17 protein-coding genes are annotated in these 19,880 nt (G+C 74.3%); 12 read left to right on the top strand and 5 right to left on the bottom strand.

Features of this window, described 5'->3' with window-relative positions; genetic code table 11:
• Positions 1-9: 9 nt before the first annotated feature.
• Positions 10-1,038 (top strand): ABC transporter ATP-binding protein, encoded by a 1,029-nt coding sequence (locus HS048_RS31300; RefSeq protein ID WP_196469667.1) that lies wholly within the window; start codon positions 10-12, stop codon positions 1,036-1,038.
• A 120-nt stretch (positions 1,039-1,158) separates the two neighbouring features.
• Complete coding sequence (locus HS048_RS31295) at positions 1,159-2,415, top strand: aminoglycoside phosphotransferase family protein (protein ID WP_196469666.1); 1,257 nt, start codon at positions 1,159-1,161, stop codon at positions 2,413-2,415.
• 80 nt (positions 2,416-2,495) lie between these two features.
• Here HS048_RS31295 and secA2 read toward each other — a convergent pair whose 3' ends face one another.
• Positions 2,496-4,826, bottom strand: a complete 2,331-nt coding sequence (gene secA2, locus HS048_RS31290) for an accessory Sec system translocase SecA2 (RefSeq protein WP_307832742.1) — start codon at positions 4,824-4,826, stop codon at positions 2,496-2,498.
• A 278-nt stretch (positions 4,827-5,104) separates the two neighbouring features.
• Between secA2 and HS048_RS31285 the strand changes: the two genes are divergently transcribed.
• From HS048_RS31285 to HS048_RS31270, 4 genes are all read left to right on the top strand, one after another.
• Entirely contained in the window at positions 5,105-6,766 is a 1,662-nt protein-coding gene (locus HS048_RS31285) for an ATP-binding protein (protein ID WP_196469664.1), read from the top strand.
• A 180-nt stretch (positions 6,767-6,946) separates the two neighbouring features.
• On the top strand, positions 6,947-7,441 hold the full coding sequence (locus tag HS048_RS31280) for a hypothetical protein (RefSeq protein ID WP_196469663.1): 495 nt from the start codon (positions 6,947-6,949) through the stop codon (positions 7,439-7,441).
• Positions 7,442-7,531: 90 nt separating this feature from the next.
• Positions 7,532-7,894 (top strand): VOC family protein, encoded by a 363-nt coding sequence (locus HS048_RS31275; RefSeq protein WP_189237818.1) that lies wholly within the window; start codon positions 7,532-7,534, stop codon positions 7,892-7,894.
• Positions 7,895-8,080: 186 nt separating this feature from the next.
• Complete coding sequence (locus HS048_RS31270; protein ID WP_196469662.1) at positions 8,081-8,686, top strand: DNA-binding response regulator; 606 nt, start codon at positions 8,081-8,083, stop codon at positions 8,684-8,686.
• On the opposite strand, the gene HS048_RS31265 is transcribed toward HS048_RS31270, so the two are convergent.
• Positions 8,664-10,493: a sensor histidine kinase gene (locus tag HS048_RS31265; RefSeq protein ID WP_196469661.1), complete on the bottom strand. Its 1,830-nt coding sequence runs from the start codon at positions 10,491-10,493 to the stop codon at positions 8,664-8,666. The genes HS048_RS31270 and HS048_RS31265 overlap by 23 nt on opposite strands.
• A 126-nt stretch (positions 10,494-10,619) precedes the next feature.
• Here HS048_RS31265 and HS048_RS31260 point away from each other — a divergent pair, with 126 nt between their 5' ends.
• Positions 10,620-11,738 carry an epoxide hydrolase family protein gene (locus tag HS048_RS31260; protein WP_196469660.1) on the top strand — a complete coding sequence of 373 codons (1,119 nt, stop codon included), beginning with the start codon at positions 10,620-10,622 and terminating at the stop codon, positions 11,736-11,738.
• A 24-nt stretch (positions 11,739-11,762) separates the two neighbouring features.
• Here the strand turns inward: HS048_RS31260 and HS048_RS31255 are convergent, their stop codons facing one another.
• Positions 11,763-12,332: a CGNR zinc finger domain-containing protein gene (locus HS048_RS31255; protein WP_196469659.1), complete on the bottom strand. Its 570-nt coding sequence runs from the start codon at positions 12,330-12,332 to the stop codon at positions 11,763-11,765.
• A gap of 71 nt (positions 12,333-12,403) precedes the next feature.
• On the opposite strand from HS048_RS31255, the gene HS048_RS31250 reads away from it, so the two are divergent.
• Together HS048_RS31250 and HS048_RS31245 are read left to right on the top strand one after the other, a co-directional pair.
• Positions 12,404-13,159 carry a trans-aconitate 2-methyltransferase gene (locus HS048_RS31250; RefSeq protein ID WP_196469658.1) on the top strand — a complete coding sequence of 252 codons (756 nt, stop codon included), beginning with the start codon at positions 12,404-12,406 and terminating at the stop codon, positions 13,157-13,159.
• Between the two features lie 202 nt (positions 13,160-13,361).
• Positions 13,362-14,438: a DMT family transporter gene (locus HS048_RS31245; RefSeq protein WP_230882389.1), complete on the top strand. Its 1,077-nt coding sequence runs from the start codon at positions 13,362-13,364 to the stop codon at positions 14,436-14,438.
• Here HS048_RS31245 and HS048_RS31240 read toward each other — a convergent pair.
• The gene (locus HS048_RS31240; RefSeq protein ID WP_196469657.1) at positions 14,428-15,762 is read right to left on the bottom strand and encodes an FAD-dependent monooxygenase; all 1,335 of its coding nucleotides are present in this window, start codon (positions 15,760-15,762) and stop codon (positions 14,428-14,430) included. The genes HS048_RS31245 and HS048_RS31240 overlap by 11 nt on opposite strands.
• Before the next feature lie 74 nt (positions 15,763-15,836).
• Here HS048_RS31240 and HS048_RS31235 point away from each other — a divergent pair, with 74 nt between their 5' ends.
• Positions 15,837-16,586 carry a TetR/AcrR family transcriptional regulator gene (locus HS048_RS31235; protein ID WP_196469656.1) on the top strand — a complete coding sequence of 250 codons (750 nt, stop codon included), beginning with the start codon at positions 15,837-15,839 and terminating at the stop codon, positions 16,584-16,586.
• 51 nt (positions 16,587-16,637) lie between these two features.
• Here HS048_RS31235 and HS048_RS38600 read toward each other — a convergent pair whose 3' ends face one another.
• Positions 16,638-17,324 (bottom strand): GNAT family N-acetyltransferase, encoded by a 687-nt coding sequence (locus tag HS048_RS38600; protein WP_196469655.1) that lies wholly within the window; start codon positions 17,322-17,324, stop codon positions 16,638-16,640.
• Positions 17,325-17,468: 144 nt separating this feature from the next.
• Here HS048_RS38600 and HS048_RS31225 point away from each other — a divergent pair, with 144 nt between their 5' ends.
• Positions 17,469-18,680, top strand: coding sequence for an acyl-CoA dehydrogenase family protein (locus HS048_RS31225; protein ID WP_196469654.1), 1,212 nt, complete (start codon positions 17,469-17,471; stop codon positions 18,678-18,680).
• Positions 18,680-19,849 carry an acyl-CoA dehydrogenase family protein gene (locus HS048_RS31220; protein ID WP_196469653.1) on the top strand — a complete coding sequence of 390 codons (1,170 nt, stop codon included), beginning with the start codon at positions 18,680-18,682 and terminating at the stop codon, positions 19,847-19,849. The genes HS048_RS31225 and HS048_RS31220 overlap by 1 nt, the downstream gene beginning before the upstream one ends.
• Positions 19,850-19,880: the final 31 nt, after the last annotated feature.

Raw genomic sequence — 19,880 nt, 5'->3', positions numbered from 1 at the left:
GGGAGGATCATGATCAGCGGCAGGCTGGTGGTGGAGCGGCCGAGGTTCCGCCTCGACCTGGAACTGGAGGTCGCCGCCGGGGAGGTGGTCGCGCTGCTCGGCCCCAACGGCGCGGGCAAGACCACGGTCCTGCGGGCGCTGGCCGGACTGCTGCCGCTGTCCGCCGGGCACATCCGCCTCGACGGTGAGCCGCTGCACACGACCCCCGCCGAGCGCCGTCCCGTGGGCATGGTCTTCCAGGACTACCTGCTCTTCCCGCACCTGTCCGCGCTGGACAACGTCGCCTTCGGCCCGCGCTGCCACGGCGTGCCGAAGCGGCGGGCCCGCGAGCTTGCGGGCGAATGGCTGGAGCGCGTCGGCCTGGCCGGGCACGAGAGGGCCAGGCCCCGCGAGCTGTCCGGCGGGCAGGCCCAGCGGGTCGCCCTCGCCCGGGCGCTGGCCGTACGGCCCCGCCTGCTCCTCCTCGACGAGCCGCTCGCCGCCCTCGACGCGCACACCCGCCTGGAGGTCCGCGCGGCCCTCCACCGCCACCTCGGCGACTTCGACGGCGCCGCCGTGCTGGTCACCCACGACCCGCTCGACGCGATGGTGCTGGCCGACCGGCTCGTCGTGGTGGAGGACGGCGCGGTCGTCCAGGAGGGCGCCCCCTCGGCCGTGGCCCGCCGCCCCCGCACGGACTACGTCGCCCGGCTGGTCGGGCTCAACCTCTACCGGGGCGTCGCCGACGGGCACGCCGTACGGCTGGACGGCGTCACGCTGAACGCGGCCGAGTCCCAGAACGGCCCGGTGTTCGTGGCCTTCCCGCCCACGGCGGTCGCCCTCTACCGCACCCGCCCGGACGGCACCCCGCGCAACCTCTGGGAGGCGGTGATCGGCGGGGTGGAACGGCACGGCGACCACGTCCGGGTGCTGCTCACCGGTCCGGTCGAGGCCTCCGCCGACGTCACCGCCGCCGCGGTCGCCGAGCTCGGCCTCCGGCCCGGCGCGCGGGTCTGGGCCGCCCTCAAGGCCACCGAGACCCACGCCTACCCGGCCTGACCGCGTACGGGATCATGCCCGGCCGCTGTCGTCCCGACCGGCCCCGCGGCGGCCTCCGACCGGGGTGCGGGACCGGATAACCGCTCGCGTCGGCGGGGCGCGGGCGGTCAGACTGGCCCGATGGGAAGAGAGCGGGGCCGTACGGCCGGCGCGGTGGTGACGTCGGAGGGCGAGTGCCTGGGGAGCCTCGGGCCGTTCCCGGTGGCGACCCCCTGGTGGGCGGACGCCGGGCCGGTCGCCGACCACCTGACGGAGGTGCTCGGCGTGCCCGTCATGGTGCTGCGGCTGGTGGACGTGCGGGGCGGGGACGGCGCCAGGGACGGGCACGTGACCTACCACGCCGAGGCCTTCGGCCGCCCCCGCGACGGACTGCTCGGCCCGCCGCCCGCCGGCGCGGCCGGGCTGCTGCGGCCCGCCGCCCGCCGGGCCGGGTGGGCCACCGCGTCCGGCCTCCGGGAGTCCCTGGAGTGGGCCCGGGAGGCGCTGCGCGCGGCGGGCCGCCCGGTGAGCGGACCCGTGCGGCAGGTGAAGACCTGGAACCTGTCGGGACTGTTCCGCATCCCCACCGCGCAGGGCCCGGTCTGGCTGAAGGAGACACCCGGCTTCGCGACGTGGGAGGCGGACGCGATGGAGGCGCTCGCGGCGGTGGATCCGGAGATCGTCCCCGCCGTCGTGGCGTCCGACGCCCGCCGCCGCCGGGTGATCCTCGACCACCTGCCCGGCGAGGACTGCTGGGAGGCCCCGGCGGAGACCGTCCGCGCGATGACCGGGCGCTGGGCCGCGGCGCAGGCGGCGGTCGCGCGGCGCCGGGACGGGATCCCGGACGGCCTGCCGGACCGCACCCCGCGGGCCCTGGCGGAGCTGGCGCACGGGCTCCTGGACGGCGAGGCCGCGACCGGCCTGTCCGCCGCCGAGCTGTCGGCGGCGCGACGGCTGGCCGACGGGCTGCCCGGGCCGGCCGCCGCGCTGGAGGAGTGCGGCCTGCCGCACACCCTGGTGCACGCCGACTTCCATCCCGGCAACTGGCGGTCGGACGGGCGGCGCACGGCCGCCGTCGACTTCGCCGACTGCCATTTCGGCCACCCCGCGCTGGACGCGCTGCGGACGTGCGAGTTCCTGCCCGCCGGCCGCCGCCACGAGGTGACCGGCGCGTGGACCGCGGCCTGGGCGGCGCTGGTCCCCGGCTCCGACCCGGCCAGGGCGCTGGCCCTGGCGGGCCCCTTCGCGCGCCTGGCGTACGCGGTGCGCTACCAGGAGTTCCTGGACGGCATCGAGACGAGCGAGCGCGTCTACCACGAGGGTGATCCGGCGGCCGAGATCCGCGCGGCCCTGGCCGCCGCGGCCTCCCTCGACGGCGGCGGCCGGTCCGGCGGGTGACCCGCCGGGGACGGCCTGGTGGCGGGCGGCCCGGCGGGTGACCCGGCGGGGACGGGTGACCCGCCGGGGGCGGGCGGCCGTCAGCGGCGCCTGGACCCGCGGGCCAGCCGGCTGGTGATGCGCTCCAGCTCGGTGCCGAAGGGGTTGTCCTGGACGAGGTAGGTCCAGGTGGCGGTGGGGCGCTTGAGGCCCGCGCCCTCCAGGTCGAGGCCGTCGGCGGTGATCTCGGCGGCCTCGAAGGCGGCGACCGAGCGGGATTCCACCTCGGCCAGCATGCGCCGGTAGGCGCCGACGGCCTCCTTGTGGAACTCGTCGATCGGATTGGCCCGGCCGAGGACGCGCAGGTGGATGCCCTCGCGGACCTCACCGAGGTAGGCCAGGTGCTCGGCCCAGCAGCGGTCGAGGTGGAACAGCACGATCTGCCGGGCCGCCTCGTGCAGCACGTCCGCGGCCCCCTCGGCGCCGGGCCCCGCGCCGGTCCCGTTCTCGTCGGGACCGGTGCCGCTCCCGCCCCCGTCGGTCCCGTCGCTCCCGTCCCTCCGGTCGGCTCCGGCTCCGGCCCCGGTCCCGGTCCCGGTCCTCAGGCTCTCCAACACCTCGGCCCAGCGCTCGGGGGCGGCCGCGGCCAGGGCCTCGGAGGCCGTACGCCCGCGCAGGACCTTGTCCCGCCGTTCCAGGACCTCCTCGCGCTGCCGCTCCAGCAGGCGCGTGTAACGCCAGGTGTTGCGGTGGATCTCCATGTTGACGCCCTCGGCAACGCGCTGGGCGTGCGCGACGAGCCGCTGGGAGGGCACCCCGCCGGTGTACTCGTCGGCGACGTAACGGGCGATCAGGTCGTCCTCGCCGCTGACGAAGAAGACCGAGCCGCCGGGGTCGCCCTGCCGGCCGGCGCGGCCGCGGAGCTGGTCGTCCAAGCGGCTGGCGGCGTGCCGCCCCGAGCCGATGACGTACAGCCCGCCCAGCGCGTCGACCCCCTCGCCGAGGCGGATGTCGGTGCCGCGCCCGGCCATCTGGGTGGAGACCGTGATCGCGCCGCGCTCCCCGGCCGCCGCGATGATCGAGGCCTCCTCGGCGTCGTTCTTGGCGTTGAGGACCACGCACTCCAGGCCGCGGCCGGCCAGGGTCAGCGCGAGCCGCTCGGACTCCGCCACGTCCAGGGTGCCGATGAGGACCGGCCTGCCGGTCGCGTGCGCCTCGGCGATCTCGTCGGCCAGCGCCCGGTCCCGCTCCAGGGCGTGCTCGAACAGGCGGTCCGGCTCGTCCGCGCGGACCAGCGGCCGGTTGGGCGGGACGACGGCCACCTCGAGGCCGTAGAACTCGCGGAGCTGCTCGCCGACGGCCACGGCGGTGCCGGTCATCCCGCACTTGACGGGATAGCGGGTGATCAGCCCCTGGACGGTGATCGAGTCGAGGATCTCGCCGGTCTCGGAGGCGGGCAGCGCCTCCTTGGCCTCGACCGCCGCCTGCAGGCCGTCCGGCCAGCGCTGCAGCAGCGCCACCCGGCCCCGCGACGGGTTGATCAGATGGACCCGGCCGTCGCGGACGATGTAGTCGACGTCCTTGGTGAGCAGGGCGTGGGCGTGCAGCGCGAGGCTGACCTCGGCCAGGGTCCCGGGGGTGTCGTAGAGCTCGACGCCCAGGGCGTTCTCGACCGTGTCGATGCCCTTGGGGGTCAGGTGGACGTTGCGGGCCTGGTCGTCGATCTCGTAGTGGTAGCCCTTGACGAGCTGCCGGACCAGCGCGGCCATCTCCGGCACCGCGTCGCCCGGATCGGCGGCCCCGGCCAGCACCAGCGGCACCCGGGCCTCGTCCACCAGCACCGAGTCGGCCTCGTCGACCAGCGCGACCTGCGGCTCGGGCACGACCAGCTCGGCGACATCGGTGCGGAGCCGGTCGCGCAGCACGTCGAAGCCGATCTCGCTGACCGAGCCGTAGGTCACGTCCCTGGCGTAGGCCTCGCGGCGCTCCTCGGGCGTGGAGTTCTGGTCGATCCAGCCGACCGTGACGCCCAGCGCGTCGTACAGCGGGCCCATCCACTCGGCGTCGCGCCTGGCCAGGTAGTCGTTGACGGAGATCACGTGGACCCGCCTGCCCTGCAGCGCGTATCCGGCGGCGGCCATCGCCCCGGAGAGGGTCTTGCCCTCGCCGGTGGCCATCTCCGCGACGTTGCCGGAGAGCAGGGCCAGCGTGCCGACGAGCTGCACGTCGTACGGGCGCAGCCCCAGCGACCGGTCGGCGGCCTCCCGGAGCAGGGCGCAGAAGGCGGCCGGGTCGTCCACCCGGGGCTCGGGCAGCTCCGGGAGGGCCCGCAGGCGCTCCTCGTGGGCCCGGGAGGCCGCCACCGTCCGTTCGAAGGGGGTCAGGTCGATCGAACCGGGACGCTCCAGGAACCGCCTGACGAACTGCTTTATCGACGCCACGTTCCCTCCAACGCCCGCTCCCCGGATCGCGTTCCCGTCCGCCGGTGCCCGCTCCCCGGATCGCGTTCCTCTCTGCCGGTGAGGCGTCGCGTCCGCCGGTGAGGCGTCGCGGAACCGGAGCGGATCCGGGCCGCCCGGCCGCCGGACTCCGGGCCGGGTCCGGGGCCCCGTACCGGTATCTTGTCCCCGCTGTGAGTCCCGCTCCGCGCGGGGCAGTGGCACCGGGCCCCGCGCTCCGCGGGGCCGTACCGCCGGAAGGTGAGAGGGCGATGACCGCTGAGGAGAAGGCCGCACCGTCCCCCGCGAGGGCCCGGGCGGGCCGCTGGAGCGCGCAGGGATGGGTCAACGTCGTGCTCCTGGCCATGGCCTTCCTGCTCGCCGGGTCCGCGGTGACGGGGGCCACCGCCCTGCGCAACACCGCGCAGGTGTCCAACCGGCTGGTGGACCAGATCTCCCCGGCCCGGGTCGAGTCGGAGCGGCTGAAGACCGCCCTGCTGAACCAGGAGACCGGAGTCCGGGGCTTCGTCCTCACCGGCAGGGAGGAGTTCCTGGAGCCGTACACCGCCGGCCTGGAGGCCGAGCGGGAGTCGGTGGGCGAGATCAGGCGGCTCATCCGGCAGGGGCGGCCGCTGCGCGAGCTGGACGAGGTGGAGCGCCTCATCGGGCTGTGGCGGACCCGGCACGCCGAGCCGATGATCGAGCGGACCCGGGACGAGGGCGCGGAGAAGGTGAGCACGGCGCAGGCGGAGGCGAGCAGGCAGTCCTTCGAGACCGTGCGCGCCGCGCTGGACGCGCAGAACGACGCCTGGACGCGGTCGCGGGACGACGCGCGCGCCAACCTGGGCGACGCGCGGCTGCTCCGCGACGCCGCCTTCCTCGGCATCCTCACGGTCCTGCTGTTCGCGATCATCGCGGTGGCGGTGCTGCTGCGCGTGGTGGTGTTCCGCCCGCTGGACCGGCTGAGCGCCGCCTCGCGCCGGGTCACCGGCGGTGACTTCGAGCACCACGTCGACACCGGCGGCCCGGCCGACATCGCGGCGCTGTCCCGCGACATGGAGGCGATGCGCGAGCGGATCGTGGCCGAGCTGGAGGAGAGCCGCCGGGCCCGGCTGCTGCTGGAGGAGCAGACCACCGAGCTGCGGCGCTCGAACGCCGAGCTGGAGCAGTTCGCCTACGTCGCCAGCCACGACCTGCAGGAGCCGCTGCGCAAGGTGGCCAGCTTCACCCAGATGCTGGAGCAGCGGTACGGCGAGCAGCTGGACGACCGGGCCAAGCAGTACATCGCCTTCGCGGTGGACGGCGCCAAGCGCATGCAGGTGCTCATCAACGAACTGCTCACCTTCTCCCGGGTGGGCCGGATCACCCGGGAGCCGGTGACGTTCGGCCTGGAGGAGACGATCGCCTCGGCGCTGCGCAACCTCACCGCGGCGGTGGAGGAGTCCGGGGGCGAGATCGAGCTCGGCCCCCTGCCCGAGGTGACCGGTGACCGGTCCCAGTTCGTGATGCTCTGGCAGAACCTGCTGGGCAACGCGCTGAAGTTCCGCCACCCCGACCGCGCGCCCGTGGTCCGGGTCGAGGCGCGGCGCGAGGACGGGGAGTGGCTGATCACCGTGACGGACAACGGCATCGGCATCGACGCCCGGTTCGCCGACAAGATCTTCGTCATCTTCCAGCGGTTGCACAACCGGGACGCCTACGAGGGGACGGGCATCGGCCTGGCGATCTGCCGGAAGATCGTCGAGCACCACCGGGGGAGGATCTGGCTCGACACCGGATACACCGGGGGGACGCGCTTCGTCATCGCCCTCCCGGCGACCGGCGGGGAGCCGGATCCGGAGCCGTCCGGATCCGGGGAGGCCTCCGCCGAGCGGCAGGACCCGCCGGTCGCGGAGACGGCCGGGGACCGGGCCGCCGCCCGGGCGGACTCGTAGGGCCCCTGCGGTTCCCGCGGGCCGCCCGCGACCGGGAGCGCCGAGGTCCGGAGAATCCTGTGACGCGCTTTTCCGGTAGAAGGTTGTTCCGTTCCGGCATGGGATGAATCACGGGATCACCCCCTCTGTGCAGGGCGTTTCCCGTGCCAGGATGATCCCGATCCCACGATCGGAGAAGACGTGAACAAGACCTCGGCCACCGCGGCCCTCGCCGCCGCCCTCCTGCTCGCCTCCGCGGCGCCCGCCCTGGCCGCCGCACCCGCCTCGGCCCCGGCGGCGTCCGCGCCGGCCGCCGAGCGGGAGTCCGGTCTGAAGACGGTGTACGGCTGGGCGAGGAGGTCCGGGAACTCCGCCATGATCGTCACCCCGCACCGGGTCAGGCGCTACGGCCACGGCGAGGGCGAGAACGGCGGCTGGTACATCGGCAGGCGGAGGGGCGCCCCCGTCCGGATCGACTACACCGAGGGGCTCGACTTCCGCCAGGTGAACAAGAAGTGCGGCAGGCCCCCGGCGGGACATCCGTACGACACCCGCAGCAGGTACGAGCTGGGCACCAGGCGCTGCGACCCGATCCACCTGTACGACCGGCTCCGCAAGGGCAGGATCCCGGTGAAGGTCGTCTACGACCCGGCCGGTCCGATGGCGGTCAAGGTCCACGAGCTGGTCCTGCCGTAGCGGGTCACGAGCCGGTCCCGCCGTGGGGGCGGCGAAGATCTTCGCCGTACCTGACATGATCTGACAGGTACGGCCGCCACGATGGCCCTCATGACCACGAAAGCCAAGTTCCTCGCCGTCACCCTCGACTGCGCCGAGCCCAAGCGGCTCGCCGACTTCTACGCCGCCGTGTTCGGCTACGAGGTCCAGTACGCCGAGGACGAGTACGCCGGCATCGGTGACGGCACCATGACGATCTACTTCCAGAAGAACACCGAGCGCAGGCCCGCCGCCTGGCCCGGCCCGGACAAGCAGTTCCACCTGGACGTGCGCGTCCCGGACGTGGACCGGGCGGTCGCGGAGTACGTGGAGCTCGGCGCGAGCAGGCCGGACTTCCAGCCCGGCGGGGAGAACTGGACGGTGCTCGCCGACCCCGAGGGGCACCTGTTCTGCGTCTGCCCGGCCCGCGACTGACCCGGCCGGGCCCGGTCCGTGACCTGGGGGCCGGTCACGGACCGGGCCCGCCGTTCGGCGACGTCACCCCCGGCCGCCGGGGGCTCGCCGGACGGCGGACGTGGGCCGGTCGGCCGGTACGGGACCGTAGGTCGATAGGCTGCGGCGGGTGCGGCTGCCGAGTGCGATCCGAGCGGTGAGGTGCGGATGATCCGGGTGCTCATCGCTGAGGACATGCGGATCCTGCGTGAGGCGCTGTGCGGCCTGCTGGAGCTGGAGAGCGACATGGCGGTCGTGGCCGCGGTCGGGTCCGGTGACCGCATCGTCCCCGCCGCGCTGGAGCACCGGCCGGACGTCGCCGTGATCGACATCGAGCTGCCCGGGGTGGACGGTCTCCAGGCGGCGGCGGAGCTGCGCGACAGGCTCCCGGACTGCAGGACGCTGATCCTGACCGCGGTGGGACGGCCGGGGAACCTGCGCCGGGGGATCGCCGCTCAGGTGGCGGGCTTCATGGTGAAGGACTCCCGGCCGCAGGATCTGACCGACGCGATCCGTACCGTGGCCGCGGGCGGGCGGGTGATCGACCCGCAGCTCGCCTACGCGGCGCTGGACGTGGCGGGCAGCCCGCTGACCGCTCGGGAGGCCGACGTGCTGCGCCTGACCGCGTCCGGTGCGACACCGCGCGAGGTGTCCGCGCAGCTCCACCTGAGCTATGGCACCGTACGGAACTACCTCGCTTCGGCGGTGACCAAGCTGGGAGCGCGCAACCGGGTGGACGCGGTCCGCATCGCTACCGCGGCAGGCTGGCTGTGAGCGTGAACGTGCCGTCGCGCTGACCGGCGTCCAGCCGCCCGCCCGCCCGGGTGATGCGCTCGGTGAGGCCGGCCAGCCCGGTCCCCCGGCGTTCCGGCGCGGTCGTCGGCCCGGTTCCCGGGCCTTGCGGTACGGCCGGTGCGAGGCCGTCGTTGGTGACGCGCAGCCGTACCCCGCCGGGGATCGAGACCACGGAGATGCGGCAGGTGCTCGCGGTGGAGTGGCGGATGACGTTGGTCACCGCCTCGCGGAGGGCGACGGCCAGGAGCGGGGCGTCAGGGGGCGGTCCGGACGTCGAGACGGTGACGTGCAGGCCCGCGGCCTCCAGGATCGAGCGGGCGGCCTCGATCTCCTCCGGCAGGGAGAGCTCGGCGGTGAGGGAGCGGCCCTCGTCGCGGGCGCGTTCGGCCAGGACGAGCAGTTCCGAGAGTTCGCGCCGGGCGCGATCGGGGTCCGTCGGCAGCAGGCGGGCGGCGAGTTCGGCCTTGAGGCTGATCCCCGACAGGCTCATGCCGAGCAGATCGTGGAGGTCGCGGGCCAGGCGCAGGCGTTCGGTGACGGCCGCGACACGGGCCGCGTCGCCGCTGGTCTCCTCGAGCTCGCGGGTCACTTCGGGGATGCGGCACAGGGCGTACACCTGGATGGTGATGACGATGACGCCCGCGTTCCAGTAGACGTAGTCGCCGGCACCGGTCCAGTGCCGGTCGGAGACGAGAGCCGGCATGAGGGCGAAGAGCGGGGGGATCGCCCATGCCCAGAGGCGGCGCAGCCGGACGACGGCGGCGCCGGCCACGGGGAGGAGCGGGGCCAGGACGGACTGCGGCGACCAGAACGGGATCGCCGTGGCGATGACCACGACGATCCCGTGCAGGGTGAGGGTCCACGGCCAGGCCCGCGGCTCGGGGCCGGGCGCGCGGGGAGCCCCGTGATACAGCTGCAGCCCCACCGAGACCGCCGTCAACGAGCCGGCCAGCGCCCAGACGCCCGCCTCCGTCCGGGGCTCCAGGGCGAGGCTGATCACGGTGATGGCCGAGTGGTCGGCCAGTATGAGGACCAGGAACCACCAGGCGAGGCGGGGCCGGATCCGCGCCGTCCGGTCGGCGTCCGGCGCCGGCGGCACGGCCGGCACCACCACGCGCTGGGCGTCGGCGATCGTGCGTGCGGTGGCCAGCGCCGTACGGCCGAGGTCGGCCACGCGGGCCAGCCGCTCCGTGGTCGGCGCGGTCAGGCCGCCGCGGATCAGCTGGATGATCCTGGACAGTTCGGTTCCGAGCGTGCCGCGCAGCCGGGCCGTGCTCTCCAGCCGCTCCCGCTCGGCGGCGAGCGCGGCGAGTCGTTCGCGCTGCCCGGTCGCCTGGTCGAGCCGTCTGGCCAGGTGGGTGACGGCGAACATGCCGAGACCGGTGTTGAGGACGACGATCGCGATGCCCGCCACGGAGAGCGGATCGGAGCCGCGGTAGGCGTCGATGGCGGTGTCGGCGGCCGCGGTGAGCGCGAACAGCGGCCAGGACAGCGGGGCGGGCACGGTCAGCAGGATCGCCGCGCCCAGGAATCCGGAGAGGGGGCCCCACGCTCTCCCGAGCGCGAGGTACGGTGCGAAGACCAGGAACGCCTGGGCCGCCAGCAGGAGGTGCGGCCGCCACGGCCGCATGACGATCACCACGTGGAGGGCCGCGACCGCCGCGATGGCGGCGACACCGAGCGCGGTGTCCCGGGCGGGGAGGGGCTCGCGCAGGAAGTCCCCCACACGGGCGACGGCGAGGGCGCACACCATGGCGAGGACGAGCGTCCAGCCGAACCTGCTCATCCAGCCCCCGATCACCTGCGGAACCCATGATTATGTGCATTTTGCAGGTTGGTGTCATGCGATGGGCAGCTGGACCGGTGCGCCAGGCACTGCCGTCATGCCGGTCCGATCCCGGATCGTGGAGGCATGGCAGAGGACATCAGGCCGTTCCGGATCGCGATCCCGGAAGCCGCCGTCAACGATCTACGCGACCGCTTGGCCCGCACCCGCTGGACGGATGAACCGCCGCCCGCGGAGCCGGCTGACCGGCCGGCGTCCGGCCCCGTGCGGCCGGACCGGTGGTACGGCGTGCCGTCGGCGTACGTGCGGGACCTCGCCGAGCGCTGGCGCGACTCCTTCGACTGGCGGGCGCAGGAGGCGAGACTGAACTCCTATCCGCAGTTCACGACCGTCATCGACGGCCAGACCGTCCACTTCGTGCACGTGCGCTCGGCGGACCCCGCGGCGACGCCGCTCATCCTCACGCACGGCTGGCCCAGCACCTTCGTGGAGTACCTGGCCCTGGTCGAGCCGCTGTCACGCGATTTCCACCTGGTGATCCCGTCCATCCCCGGGTCCGGCTTCTCCGGGCGCACCCGCGGGAAGGGCTGGGACGCCGTGCGCGTCGCCCGGGCCTGGGCCGAGCTGATGCGGCGGCTCGGCTACGACCGGTACGGCGCGCACGGGAACGACGCGGGCTCGGTCATCTCGCCGGTGCTCGGCCGGATCGATCCCGAACACGTGATCGCCGTGCACGTCAACCAGATCTTCCCCTCCGGTGACCCCGCCGAGTCGCAGGGTCCCCCTCCGGAGGACACGGGGTACCAGGACCTCCCGCACTCCTTCGCCGGCCCTGCCGTCCACGACAGGGCTCGGCGGGAGCGACCGCGGGTCCTCCGCCGCGGGCCGGCCGGCTCACCGGCCGGTCAGCTCGCCTGGATCTGCCGGTCGCTGGCCGGCGTGGGCCCGGACGCGGTGCTGACCAACGCCTCGATCTACTGGTTCACCGGCACCGCGGCGTCCGCGGCCCGCTTCCACCACGAGAGCGGCCGCGCCTCGGCGTATCCGAACCCGACCACGTTCCCGATCGGCCTGGCGAGCTTCGCCCACGACTTCCGCCCGGTCCGGAGACTCGCCGAGCGGGACCACCGGTACATCGTGTCCTGGCACGAGTTCGACCGCGGCGGCCGCTGGGCCGCGCACGACGCCCCGGACCTGCTCGGCGAGGACATCCGCCGCTTCTTCACCTGCCTGTCCGGCCGATGAGCGGGGAACCGCGGCGGCGCGCCCTCAGGGGGTCCTGCCCCTGGCGCGGAAGGCGGCCGTCTTGACGCGGTTCTGGCACGCGGTGCCGCAGAAGCGGCGGGTGCCGTTGCGGGAGACGTCCACGTAGACCCGGTCGCAGTGCGGTGCGGTGCACACGCCGAGGCGGTCGTGGAACTCGCTGCCCAGCACGATCGCCAGCCCGGTGGCGCAGCTCGCCGCCCAGTCCTCGGCGGCGGTGCCCCCGGTGCCGTGGAAGTGCAGGTGCCACGGCTCCCCGTCGTGCCGCTGGAGCAGCGGCCGGGCGCGGGTCTCCTCCAGCAGGGCGTTGACCCGCAGGGCCGCCTCGTCGACGTCCTCCGCCGCGACGGCGTCGAAGACGGCGCGCAGGCGTGCCGCGACCCCGGCGAGTTCGCGGGCCTCCTCCTCGGTGACCTCCCGGTGGCCGGGGTAACCGGCGCGCAGGCCCTCGGTGGCGGCGGCGGCCAGGTCGTGCGGGGGAGGGAGGTCGCGGCCCCGTCTCTCTCCCGGGGTCAGTTCGTTGACCAGGCCCACCGCCACCCGGACGATCGCGTCAGCGTGACTGTTGAAATCCACTTGACCAGTTACCTCTCCGGGTCTAGCTTGTAACTGTCATCAGTTTATACGACAGTTACAGGGAGTCGATTGTGCTCACCCACGATGCCGCACTCGAATGGATCTCGCGCTGGGACCGCCAGCAGGAGGGCTACCTGCCCGACCGGGAGGAGCGCTTCACCGCGCTGATCGACGCCGTCGAGGCGCTGGGCCGTCCCGATCCGCTGGTCGTCGACCTCGGCTGCGGGCCGGGTTCGCTGTCGGCCCGGCTCCTGGACCGGCTGCCCGGGGCGACGGTGGTCTCGGTCGACGCGGACCCGCTGCTGCTCAGCCTCGGCCGGGCCGCCTACCCTCGGCTCAGGTTCGTCTCCGCGGACCTGCGCACCCCCGGCTGGAGCGGCTCCCTGGGCCTGGACCGGCCCGCCGACGCCGCGGTGAGCACCACGGCGCTGCACTGGATCTCCGCGGCGGACCTGCCGAAGATGTACGGCGAGCTGGCGACCGTGCTGCGTCCGGGCGGGCTCCTGCTCAACGGCGACCACCTGGAGACCGACGACGCCACCCCGGCTCTCGCCCGACTCGAGCGCACCCTGCACGAGCGGGAGGCCGAGCGCAGGTTCGCCGGCCGGCGGCCCGAGGACTGGCGCCAGTGGTGGGACGCGGTCACCGCCGACCCCGCCTTCGCCGAGCTCCACGCGGCACGCACCACGGCGGGCGCCGACCACCACGGTTCGGAGTCCCCGCTGCTCTCCCAGCACGCCGAGGCCCTCCGCGACGCGGGCTTCACCGAGGTCGGCTGTCTCTGGCAGCGCGGTCACGACCGGCTCCTCTGCGCCGTCCGAGGTTGACGGCTCCTCTGCGCCGTCCGAGGTCGACCCGGCCGGTCCCGGCGGCGCCGCCGGGACCGGCCGGAAGGCCTCCGGAAGGCGGCGAAGACGGTCGATCGGACTTGAGGAGGCCCTTACCAGGCCGTCGAGAGCCCTAAGCTGGATGGATGACCCGAGTATCGCTTTTTTACCCATGCGCGGCTTCCCCCGAGGGCGGGTGGCGATGACCTGGGTCGGGATCTCGATCGCTCTCGTCGGCGCGCTCGGCTACGCCCTGGGCGCCGCGCTCCAGCAGTTCGAGGCGGTCACGGAGGGCGCCTCGCTCAAGCTGATGAGGCGCCCCCGCTGGTGGCTGGGCGGCGTCATCGGATTCACCGGCGCGTCCCTGCACGCGGTGGCGCTGAGCTTCGCGCCGCTGGTCGCGGTGCAGCCGATCAGTGTGGCGACGCTGGTGTTCGCGGTGCCGCTCGCGGCGATGCTGCACGGCAGGAAGGCCCACCGGGCGGAGATCGTCGGCTCGGCCGCGGTGGCGGTCGGGCTGCTGGGCCTGCTGCTGCTGGTGCCCTCGCACGCGGTGACGCCGCACATGACGGGCCGGGAGGCGTTCGGTTTCCTCGGCTGCATCGGGCTGGTCGTGCTGGTGACCCATCTGGCCGGGCGGAGGGCGCGCGGCCCGGCCAAGGCGCTGGTGCTCTCGGTCGCCGCGGGCGCGGTGACGGCCAGCGTCTCCACCTTCGTCCGGGTGGTGGGCGGGAACTTCGGCGGTGAGTGGGCCAACCTGCTCAGCTGGTTCACCCTCGCCGTCCCGGTGCTGCTCATCTGCGCGGTCGTGCTGCTGCAGAAGTCCTACGAGGTGGGTTACTTCGGCATCGCCTACGCGGGCGTGCAGGTGGTCGACCCGATCACCTCGATCCTCGCCGGAGCGCTCCTGCTGGACGAGGCGATGCCCTCCGGCTGGTCGAACGTGCTCCCGGCGCTCCTGGCCGGCGCGCTCATGGTCTGGGGGACGCTCACCCTCGGGCGGCTCGCCCCCGACCACAAGGCCTCAGAACACAAGGCCTCCGAGCGCGGGACCTCCGGCCACACGGCTTCGGACCGGGACGGTGCCGGCCACGAGGGCCTCGACCGCAAGACCTCCGGCCGCAAGGCCCCGGCGCTCTCCCCGGGAGCCGCCCCCGCCGTCTTCCCGGAGTCCTCCGAGGATTCCGCTCCGGCCCGCGCGGCGGAGGCCGAGCCGGTCCCCGGGCCCGCCGCCCCCACTCCGACCCCTGCCTCCGGGAGCGTCCAGGTCACGCCGTAGGAGGGCGCCAGCCGAAGATGTCGTCCGCCGCGCCGGCGGCCTGGCCCGGTGCGAGCCGCGCGGCGAGCAGCATCGCCGTGTCGCGCAGCCGTACGGCGAGCGGATTGCGGATCTTGGTGGCTCGGCAGATCGCGGCGGAGCGGGCGACGATCTTCGAGGTCCGCTCCAGGCGGGCGGCGGTGTAGGCGCCCAGCCGGGAGGAGACGTCGGGCGCGGCGCCCTCCCCGGACCCGGCGACGTGGGCCAGCACGACCGCGTCCTCGATCGCCTGGCAGGCGCCCTGGCCCAGGTTGGGCGTCATGGCGTGCGCCGCGTCCCCCAGCAGCGCCACCCTGCCCCGGTGCATCGCGGGCAGCGGGGTCGCCAGGTAGTGGACGTCGTTGCGGAGCACGTCCTGCGGCGAGGCCGCGGCGAGCAGCGCCGGGATCGGGGCGTGCCAGTCGCCGAACAGCCGCCGCAGTTCCGGGAGCCCGCCGTCGTCCCCGCGGCCCGCGCCGTTGCCGCCCGCACCGTTCCCGCCACCCGCGGGCACGGTGTCGGTGGCGTAGCAGTAGGTCGTTCCGCCGGCCAGCGGCATGATCCCGAAGACCCGGCCGGCGCCCCAGCTCTCCGACGCCTGGCCGGGCACGCCCTCGGCGGGGACGAGCACCCGCCAGCTCGTGGTCCCGGAGTAGCGCGGGCCGGGGTGGCCGGGGAACAGCGCCGCCCGGACGGGGGAGTGGATGCCGTCGGCGGCCACCACGAGCTCGGCCTCCAGGACGGTCTCCCGCCCGCCGCCCGCGACCCCTGCCCCCAGGACGGCCTCCGGCCCGCCGGTCGCGCCGCCGGTCCCGGGACGGGGCCCGGTGCCGGTGCCGGTGGCGCGACCGGCGCGGGCGGCGCGCGGGTCCGGAGCCGCCGTCCCGGCCGTGACGGCGGTCACCGCGCCGGCCTCCGGGTCCACGCCGGTGACCGTGGTGTCCAGCCGTACGGTGCCGGGGGCCAGCCGCGCGACGAGCGCGTCGACCAGCTGCGCGCGGCGCAGCAGGACCACGGAGTCTCCGTACTGCGCGGTCACGGCCTCCGCGCTGGTCCTCACCAGCCAGCGGCCGTCCGCGCTGCGCACTCCGCCGTCACCCTGGACGGCGGAGAGCCCGCGGATCTCGTCGCCGACACCGATCGTGTCCAGCGCCTTCAACGCGTTGGCCGCGACGGCCAGCCCGGAGCCGACCGGCTCCAGGGACGCCGCCCGCTCCAGCACCGTGACGTCCCAGCCGTGCCGCTGGAGCGCCACCGCCGCGGTCAGTCCGCCGATTCCCGCCCCGACCACCACTGCGCGCGCCATGCCCATCTCCTTCACTACGGATGTAGTGAACAGTACTACCCCTGTAGTCCAACTACAAATGTAGTATCCCGTGGGTGAAGTCCCAACGCGCTGAACTGGTCGCGGAGACCGCCATCACCCTGCTGGCCGAGCGCGGGATGCGCGGGCTGACCCACCGGGCGGTCGACGAGGCGGCCGGCCTGCCGCCCGGTTCCACGTCCAACCTGGCGCGCACCCGCTCGGCCCTGCTGGAGCTGGCCCTCGCCCGGCTCACCGAACTGGAGGTGGAGCTCTTCTCGTCGTTCATGGCGGGGGCCGTGGGCGGGCCGCCTGTTCCAGGAGGCCCGGGCCTGCCGTCCGGGTCCGGTGGTCCGGGGCATCGGGGGGGCCTGCCGGGCGGGGAGGGTGCAGAGCCCGGGTCCGGTGGTCCGGGGGATCGGGGGGGCCTGCCGGGCGGGGAGGGTGCAGAGCCCGGGAGCGGCGGGGACGCCCTGGACGCGCTCGCGGAGATGACGGCCCGGGTGCTGTGGGCGCAGCTCACCGTCGACCGCCGCCGTACGGTGGCCCGCTACGAGCTGGCCCTGGAGGCGACCCGCCGCCCCGAGCTCCGGGCGATCTACGACCGGGCGGGGGGCCGGTTCCGGGAACCGGCCGTCGCCCTGCTCGCCGCCGCGGGCTCTCCCGATCCGGTACGGCACGGCCGCCAGCTGGTCGTCTTCGGGGAGGGCGTGATGTTCGACGCCATCGTCGGGGCCGGTGCCGAGCCCACCCTCGGCGACCTCCGCCGCGGCGTGCGGGAGCTGCTCGCGGGCATGCTGTCCGGCGGCTCCGCGCCGCGCGCCTGAGGAACGCCCGAGGAACGCCTGAGGAACGCCGACCGGTTCCGCGCCGGATGCCTAGGAGGCGCCGACCGGCGCCCCGGCGGTGAGCCCGGAGGCGTCGGGCCCGGAGGCGTGGGGGTCGGAGGTGCGGGCGGGGCGGGCGGTCTCGGGGCCGGCGGCCGGGCGGGCGGTCAGCCGGGCGCGGTGGGCGGGCCACTCGTGGTCGAGCACGCTGAAGTAGACCGTGTCGCGCCAGGTGCCGTCGGGGCGGCGGCGGTGGCGGCGCAGGGTGCCCTCGTAGGCGCAGCCGAGGCGCCGGATGGCGGCCTGGGAGCGGGTGTTGAGGTGGTCGGTCTTCAGCTGGACCCGGTTGAACCCGAGTGCGCCGAGGGCGTGGTCGATCAGGAGGACCTTGCACTCCGTGTTCACCGCGGTGCGCCAGACCGCCCTGCCGTACCAGGTCCAGCCGATCTCGACGCTGTGGTCGAACCCCGGCACGTCGATGTAGGAGGTCCAGCCGGTCGCCCGGCCGGTCGCCCGGAGGACCACCGCGAACGGCACGTGCCGGTCGTCCTCGATGAGGTGGCGCGCGATCGCCGCCAGCTCCGCCTCGGTCCCCGGCACGGGGACCCCCAGCCAGCGCCAGACCTCCGGGTCGCCGCCCCCCGCGGCGAAGAGGTCGGGGAGGTGGGCGGGGGTCAGCGGTTCCAGCCGTACGGCGGTGCCTTCGAGGGTGACGGGAGAGGGCATGGTCGCGGTCATGCGGACGACCCTAGAAGGGGGAAGCGGTCGGACCTAAGGTCCACTTGGTGGGTTTTCCCGGAAGACCACCCGGATTCGGGAGGGACGGTCGACACTCATACCGTCCGGTCGGTACGCTCCGGTGGGACGAGGTGAGGAGTACCGATGGACTTCGGGTTCGACGCCAGGACCGAGGAGCTGAGGCAACGGCTGCTCGCGTTCATGGACGAGTGCGTTTATCCGGCCGAGGAGGCCTTCGAGGCCCAGGCCGCCGAGAGCGGCTGGACCGTCCCGCCGCTGCTGGAGGGGCTCAAGGCGGAGGCGCGTGAGCGCGGCCTGTGGAACCTCTTCCTCCCCGGCGAGCACGGCGCCGGGCTGACGAACCTGCAGTACGCGCCGCTGGCCGAGATCATGGGCCGGTCGCCGAGGATCGCGCCCGCCGCCACCAACTGCGCCGCCCCGGACACCGGCAACATGGAGGTCCTGGCCCAGTTCGGCGACGAGCGGCAGCGCAAGGAGTGGCTGGAGCCGCTGCTGCGCGGGGAGATCCGCTCGGCGTTCGCGATGACCGAGCCTGCCGTGGCCTCCTCCGACGCCTCGAACATCTCGCTGTCGATCACGCGCGACGGCGGCGAATACGTGATCAACGGCCGCAAGTGGTTCGCCTCCGGCGCGATGAACCCGGACTGCCGGATCCTCATCGTGATGGGCAAGACCGACCCCGAGGCGTCGTCGCACCGGCAGCAGTCGATGGTCCTGGTCCCCACGGACACCCCGGGCGTGCACGTCCGGCGCGGCATGCACGTGTTCGGTTACACCGACGCCGACCACGGCGGGCACGGTGAGATCGACTTCACCGACGTGCGGGTGCCGGTGGCCAACCTCATCGGTGAGGAGGGCGGCGGCTTCGCCATCGCCCAGGCCCGTCTCGGGCCGGGCCGGATCCACCACTGCATGCGGCTGATCGGGATGGCCGAGCGGGCCGTCGAGCTGATGTGCGCCCGCGCCCTGGCCCGGACCGCGTTCGGCAAGCCGATCGCCCAGCAGGGCGTCGTGCAGGACTGGATCGCCGAGTCGCGCGTGAAGATCGAGCAGCTCCGGCTGCTGGTGCTGAAGACCGCCTGGCTGATGGACACGGTGGGGAACCGGGGCGCCCACACCGAGATCCAGGCCATCAAGATCGCCACTCCGCGCGAGGTGGAGTGGATCGTGGACAAGGCCATCCAGGTCCACGGAGCCGGCGGCGTCAGCCAGGACTTCCCGCTGGCCGGCCTCTGGGCCGCGGCCAGGTCGCTGCGCCTGGCCGACGGCCCCGACGAGGTGCACAAGCGTTCGCTCGCCCACCGCGAACTGAAGAAGCACATGGGAGACCGCTGATGACGGCTGAAGAGGTCGAATCGCTGGCCAGGGAGTTCCTGGCCGCGCACGATCCGGGCGGTGACCGCCTGGAGTTCCTGCGGGCCCGGTTCGACGCGGGGCTCGCCTGGGTGCACTTCCCCGCAGGCCTGGGCGGCCTGGGCGTCCACCGGGAGTTGCAGCAGGTGGTGGAGCGCGTGCTCGCCGGGACGCCGCAGCTCGACACCGGCGTCCAGGGGATCGGCCTCGGGATGGCCGCGCCGACGATCCTGGCGTTCGGCACCGAGGAGCAGAAGAAGCGCTTCCTGCGGCCGCTGTGGACGGGCGAGGAGATCTGGTGCCAGCTCTTCAGCGAGCCCGGCGCCGGTTCGGACCTGGCGACCCTCGCGACGCGCGCGGTCCGCGACGGCGACGAGTGGGTCGTGGACGGGCAGAAGGTGTGGACCTCCGGGGCGCACCACTCCCGGTGGGCGATCCTGGTCGCCCGGACCGACGCGGAGGTGCCCAAGCACCGGGGGCTGACGTACTTCGTCTGCGACATGCACGCGCCCGGTGTCGACGTCCGGCCGCTGCGGCAGATCACCGGTGAGGCGGAGTTCAACGAGGTCTTCCTGACGGGCGTGCGGCTCGGCGACGATCTGCGCCTCGGCGAGGTCGGCGACGGCTGGCGGGTCGCGCAGATGACCCTGATGAACGAGCGGGTCGCCATCGGCGGGGCCCCGGTACGGCGCGGCGGCGGCATGGTCGGCGTGGTGGCCGAGATCTGGCGGTCCCGGCCCGAGCTGCGCACCCACGACCTGCACCAGCGGCTGCTGAAGCTCTGGGTGGAGGCCGAGGTGACCCGGCTGGCCGGGGCCCGGCTGCGCGAGCAGCTCGCGGCGGGGCAGCCCGGTCCCGAGGGGTCGGGCATGAAGCTCTCCTTCGCCTCGCTCAACCAGGCGCTGTCCGGGCTGGACGTCGAGCTGCGCGGGGAGGAGGGGCTGGAGTACGACGACTGGTCGTTCCGCCGCTCCGACAGCGTGGACTTCTTCGGCCGCGGCGCCGGATACCGCTACCTGCGCGCGAAGGGGAACTCGATCGAGGGCGGGACCTCGGAGATCCTGCGCAACATCGTCGCCGAGCGCGTGCTCGGCCTGCCGTCGGAGCCCCGCGTCGACAAGGACGTGCCCTGGAAGGACCTCCCCCGATGACCCGGAGCGAACCCGACGGAGTGAGCGGAGC

The organism is Planomonospora sp. ID91781, from assembly GCF_015711595.1.
Lineage (GTDB): Bacteria > Actinomycetota > Actinomycetes > Streptosporangiales > Streptosporangiaceae > Planomonospora > Planomonospora parontospora.
The sequence above is the reverse complement of the archived record's forward strand: the minus strand, read 5'-3'. Positions and strand labels throughout refer to the sequence as shown.

What these genes read in the sequence shown, in the direction of transcription:
- HS048_RS31300 (WP_196469667.1), top strand. Translation starts at nt 10, where the DNA reads ATGATCAGCGGCAGGCTGGTGGTGGAGCGGCCGAGGTTCCGCCTCGAC.
- HS048_RS31295 (WP_196469666.1), top strand. Translation starts at nt 1,159, where the DNA reads ATGGGAAGAGAGCGGGGCCGTACGGCCGGCGCGGTGGTGACGTCGGAG.
- HS048_RS31285 (WP_196469664.1), top strand. Translation starts at nt 5,105, where the DNA reads ATGACCGCTGAGGAGAAGGCCGCACCGTCCCCCGCGAGGGCCCGGGCG.
- HS048_RS31275 (WP_189237818.1), top strand. Translation starts at nt 7,532, where the DNA reads ATGACCACGAAAGCCAAGTTCCTCGCCGTCACCCTCGACTGCGCCGAG.
- HS048_RS31270 (WP_196469662.1), top strand. Translation starts at nt 8,081, where the DNA reads ATGATCCGGGTGCTCATCGCTGAGGACATGCGGATCCTGCGTGAGGCG.
- HS048_RS31265 (WP_196469661.1), bottom strand. Translation starts at nt 10,493, where the DNA reads ATGAGCAGGTTCGGCTGGACGCTCGTCCTCGCCATGGTGTGCGCCCTC.
- HS048_RS31260 (WP_196469660.1), top strand. Translation starts at nt 10,620, where the DNA reads ATGGCAGAGGACATCAGGCCGTTCCGGATCGCGATCCCGGAAGCCGCC.
- HS048_RS31245 (WP_230882389.1), top strand. Translation starts at nt 13,362, where the DNA reads ATGACCTGGGTCGGGATCTCGATCGCTCTCGTCGGCGCGCTCGGCTAC.
- HS048_RS31240 (WP_196469657.1), bottom strand. Translation starts at nt 15,762, where the DNA reads ATGGCGCGCGCAGTGGTGGTCGGGGCGGGAATCGGCGGACTGACCGCG.
- HS048_RS38600 (WP_196469655.1), bottom strand. Translation starts at nt 17,324, where the DNA reads ATGACCGCGACCATGCCCTCTCCCGTCACCCTCGAAGGCACCGCCGTA.
- HS048_RS31225 (WP_196469654.1), top strand. Translation starts at nt 17,469, where the DNA reads ATGGACTTCGGGTTCGACGCCAGGACCGAGGAGCTGAGGCAACGGCTG.
- HS048_RS31220 (WP_196469653.1), top strand. Translation starts at nt 18,680, where the DNA reads ATGACGGCTGAAGAGGTCGAATCGCTGGCCAGGGAGTTCCTGGCCGCG.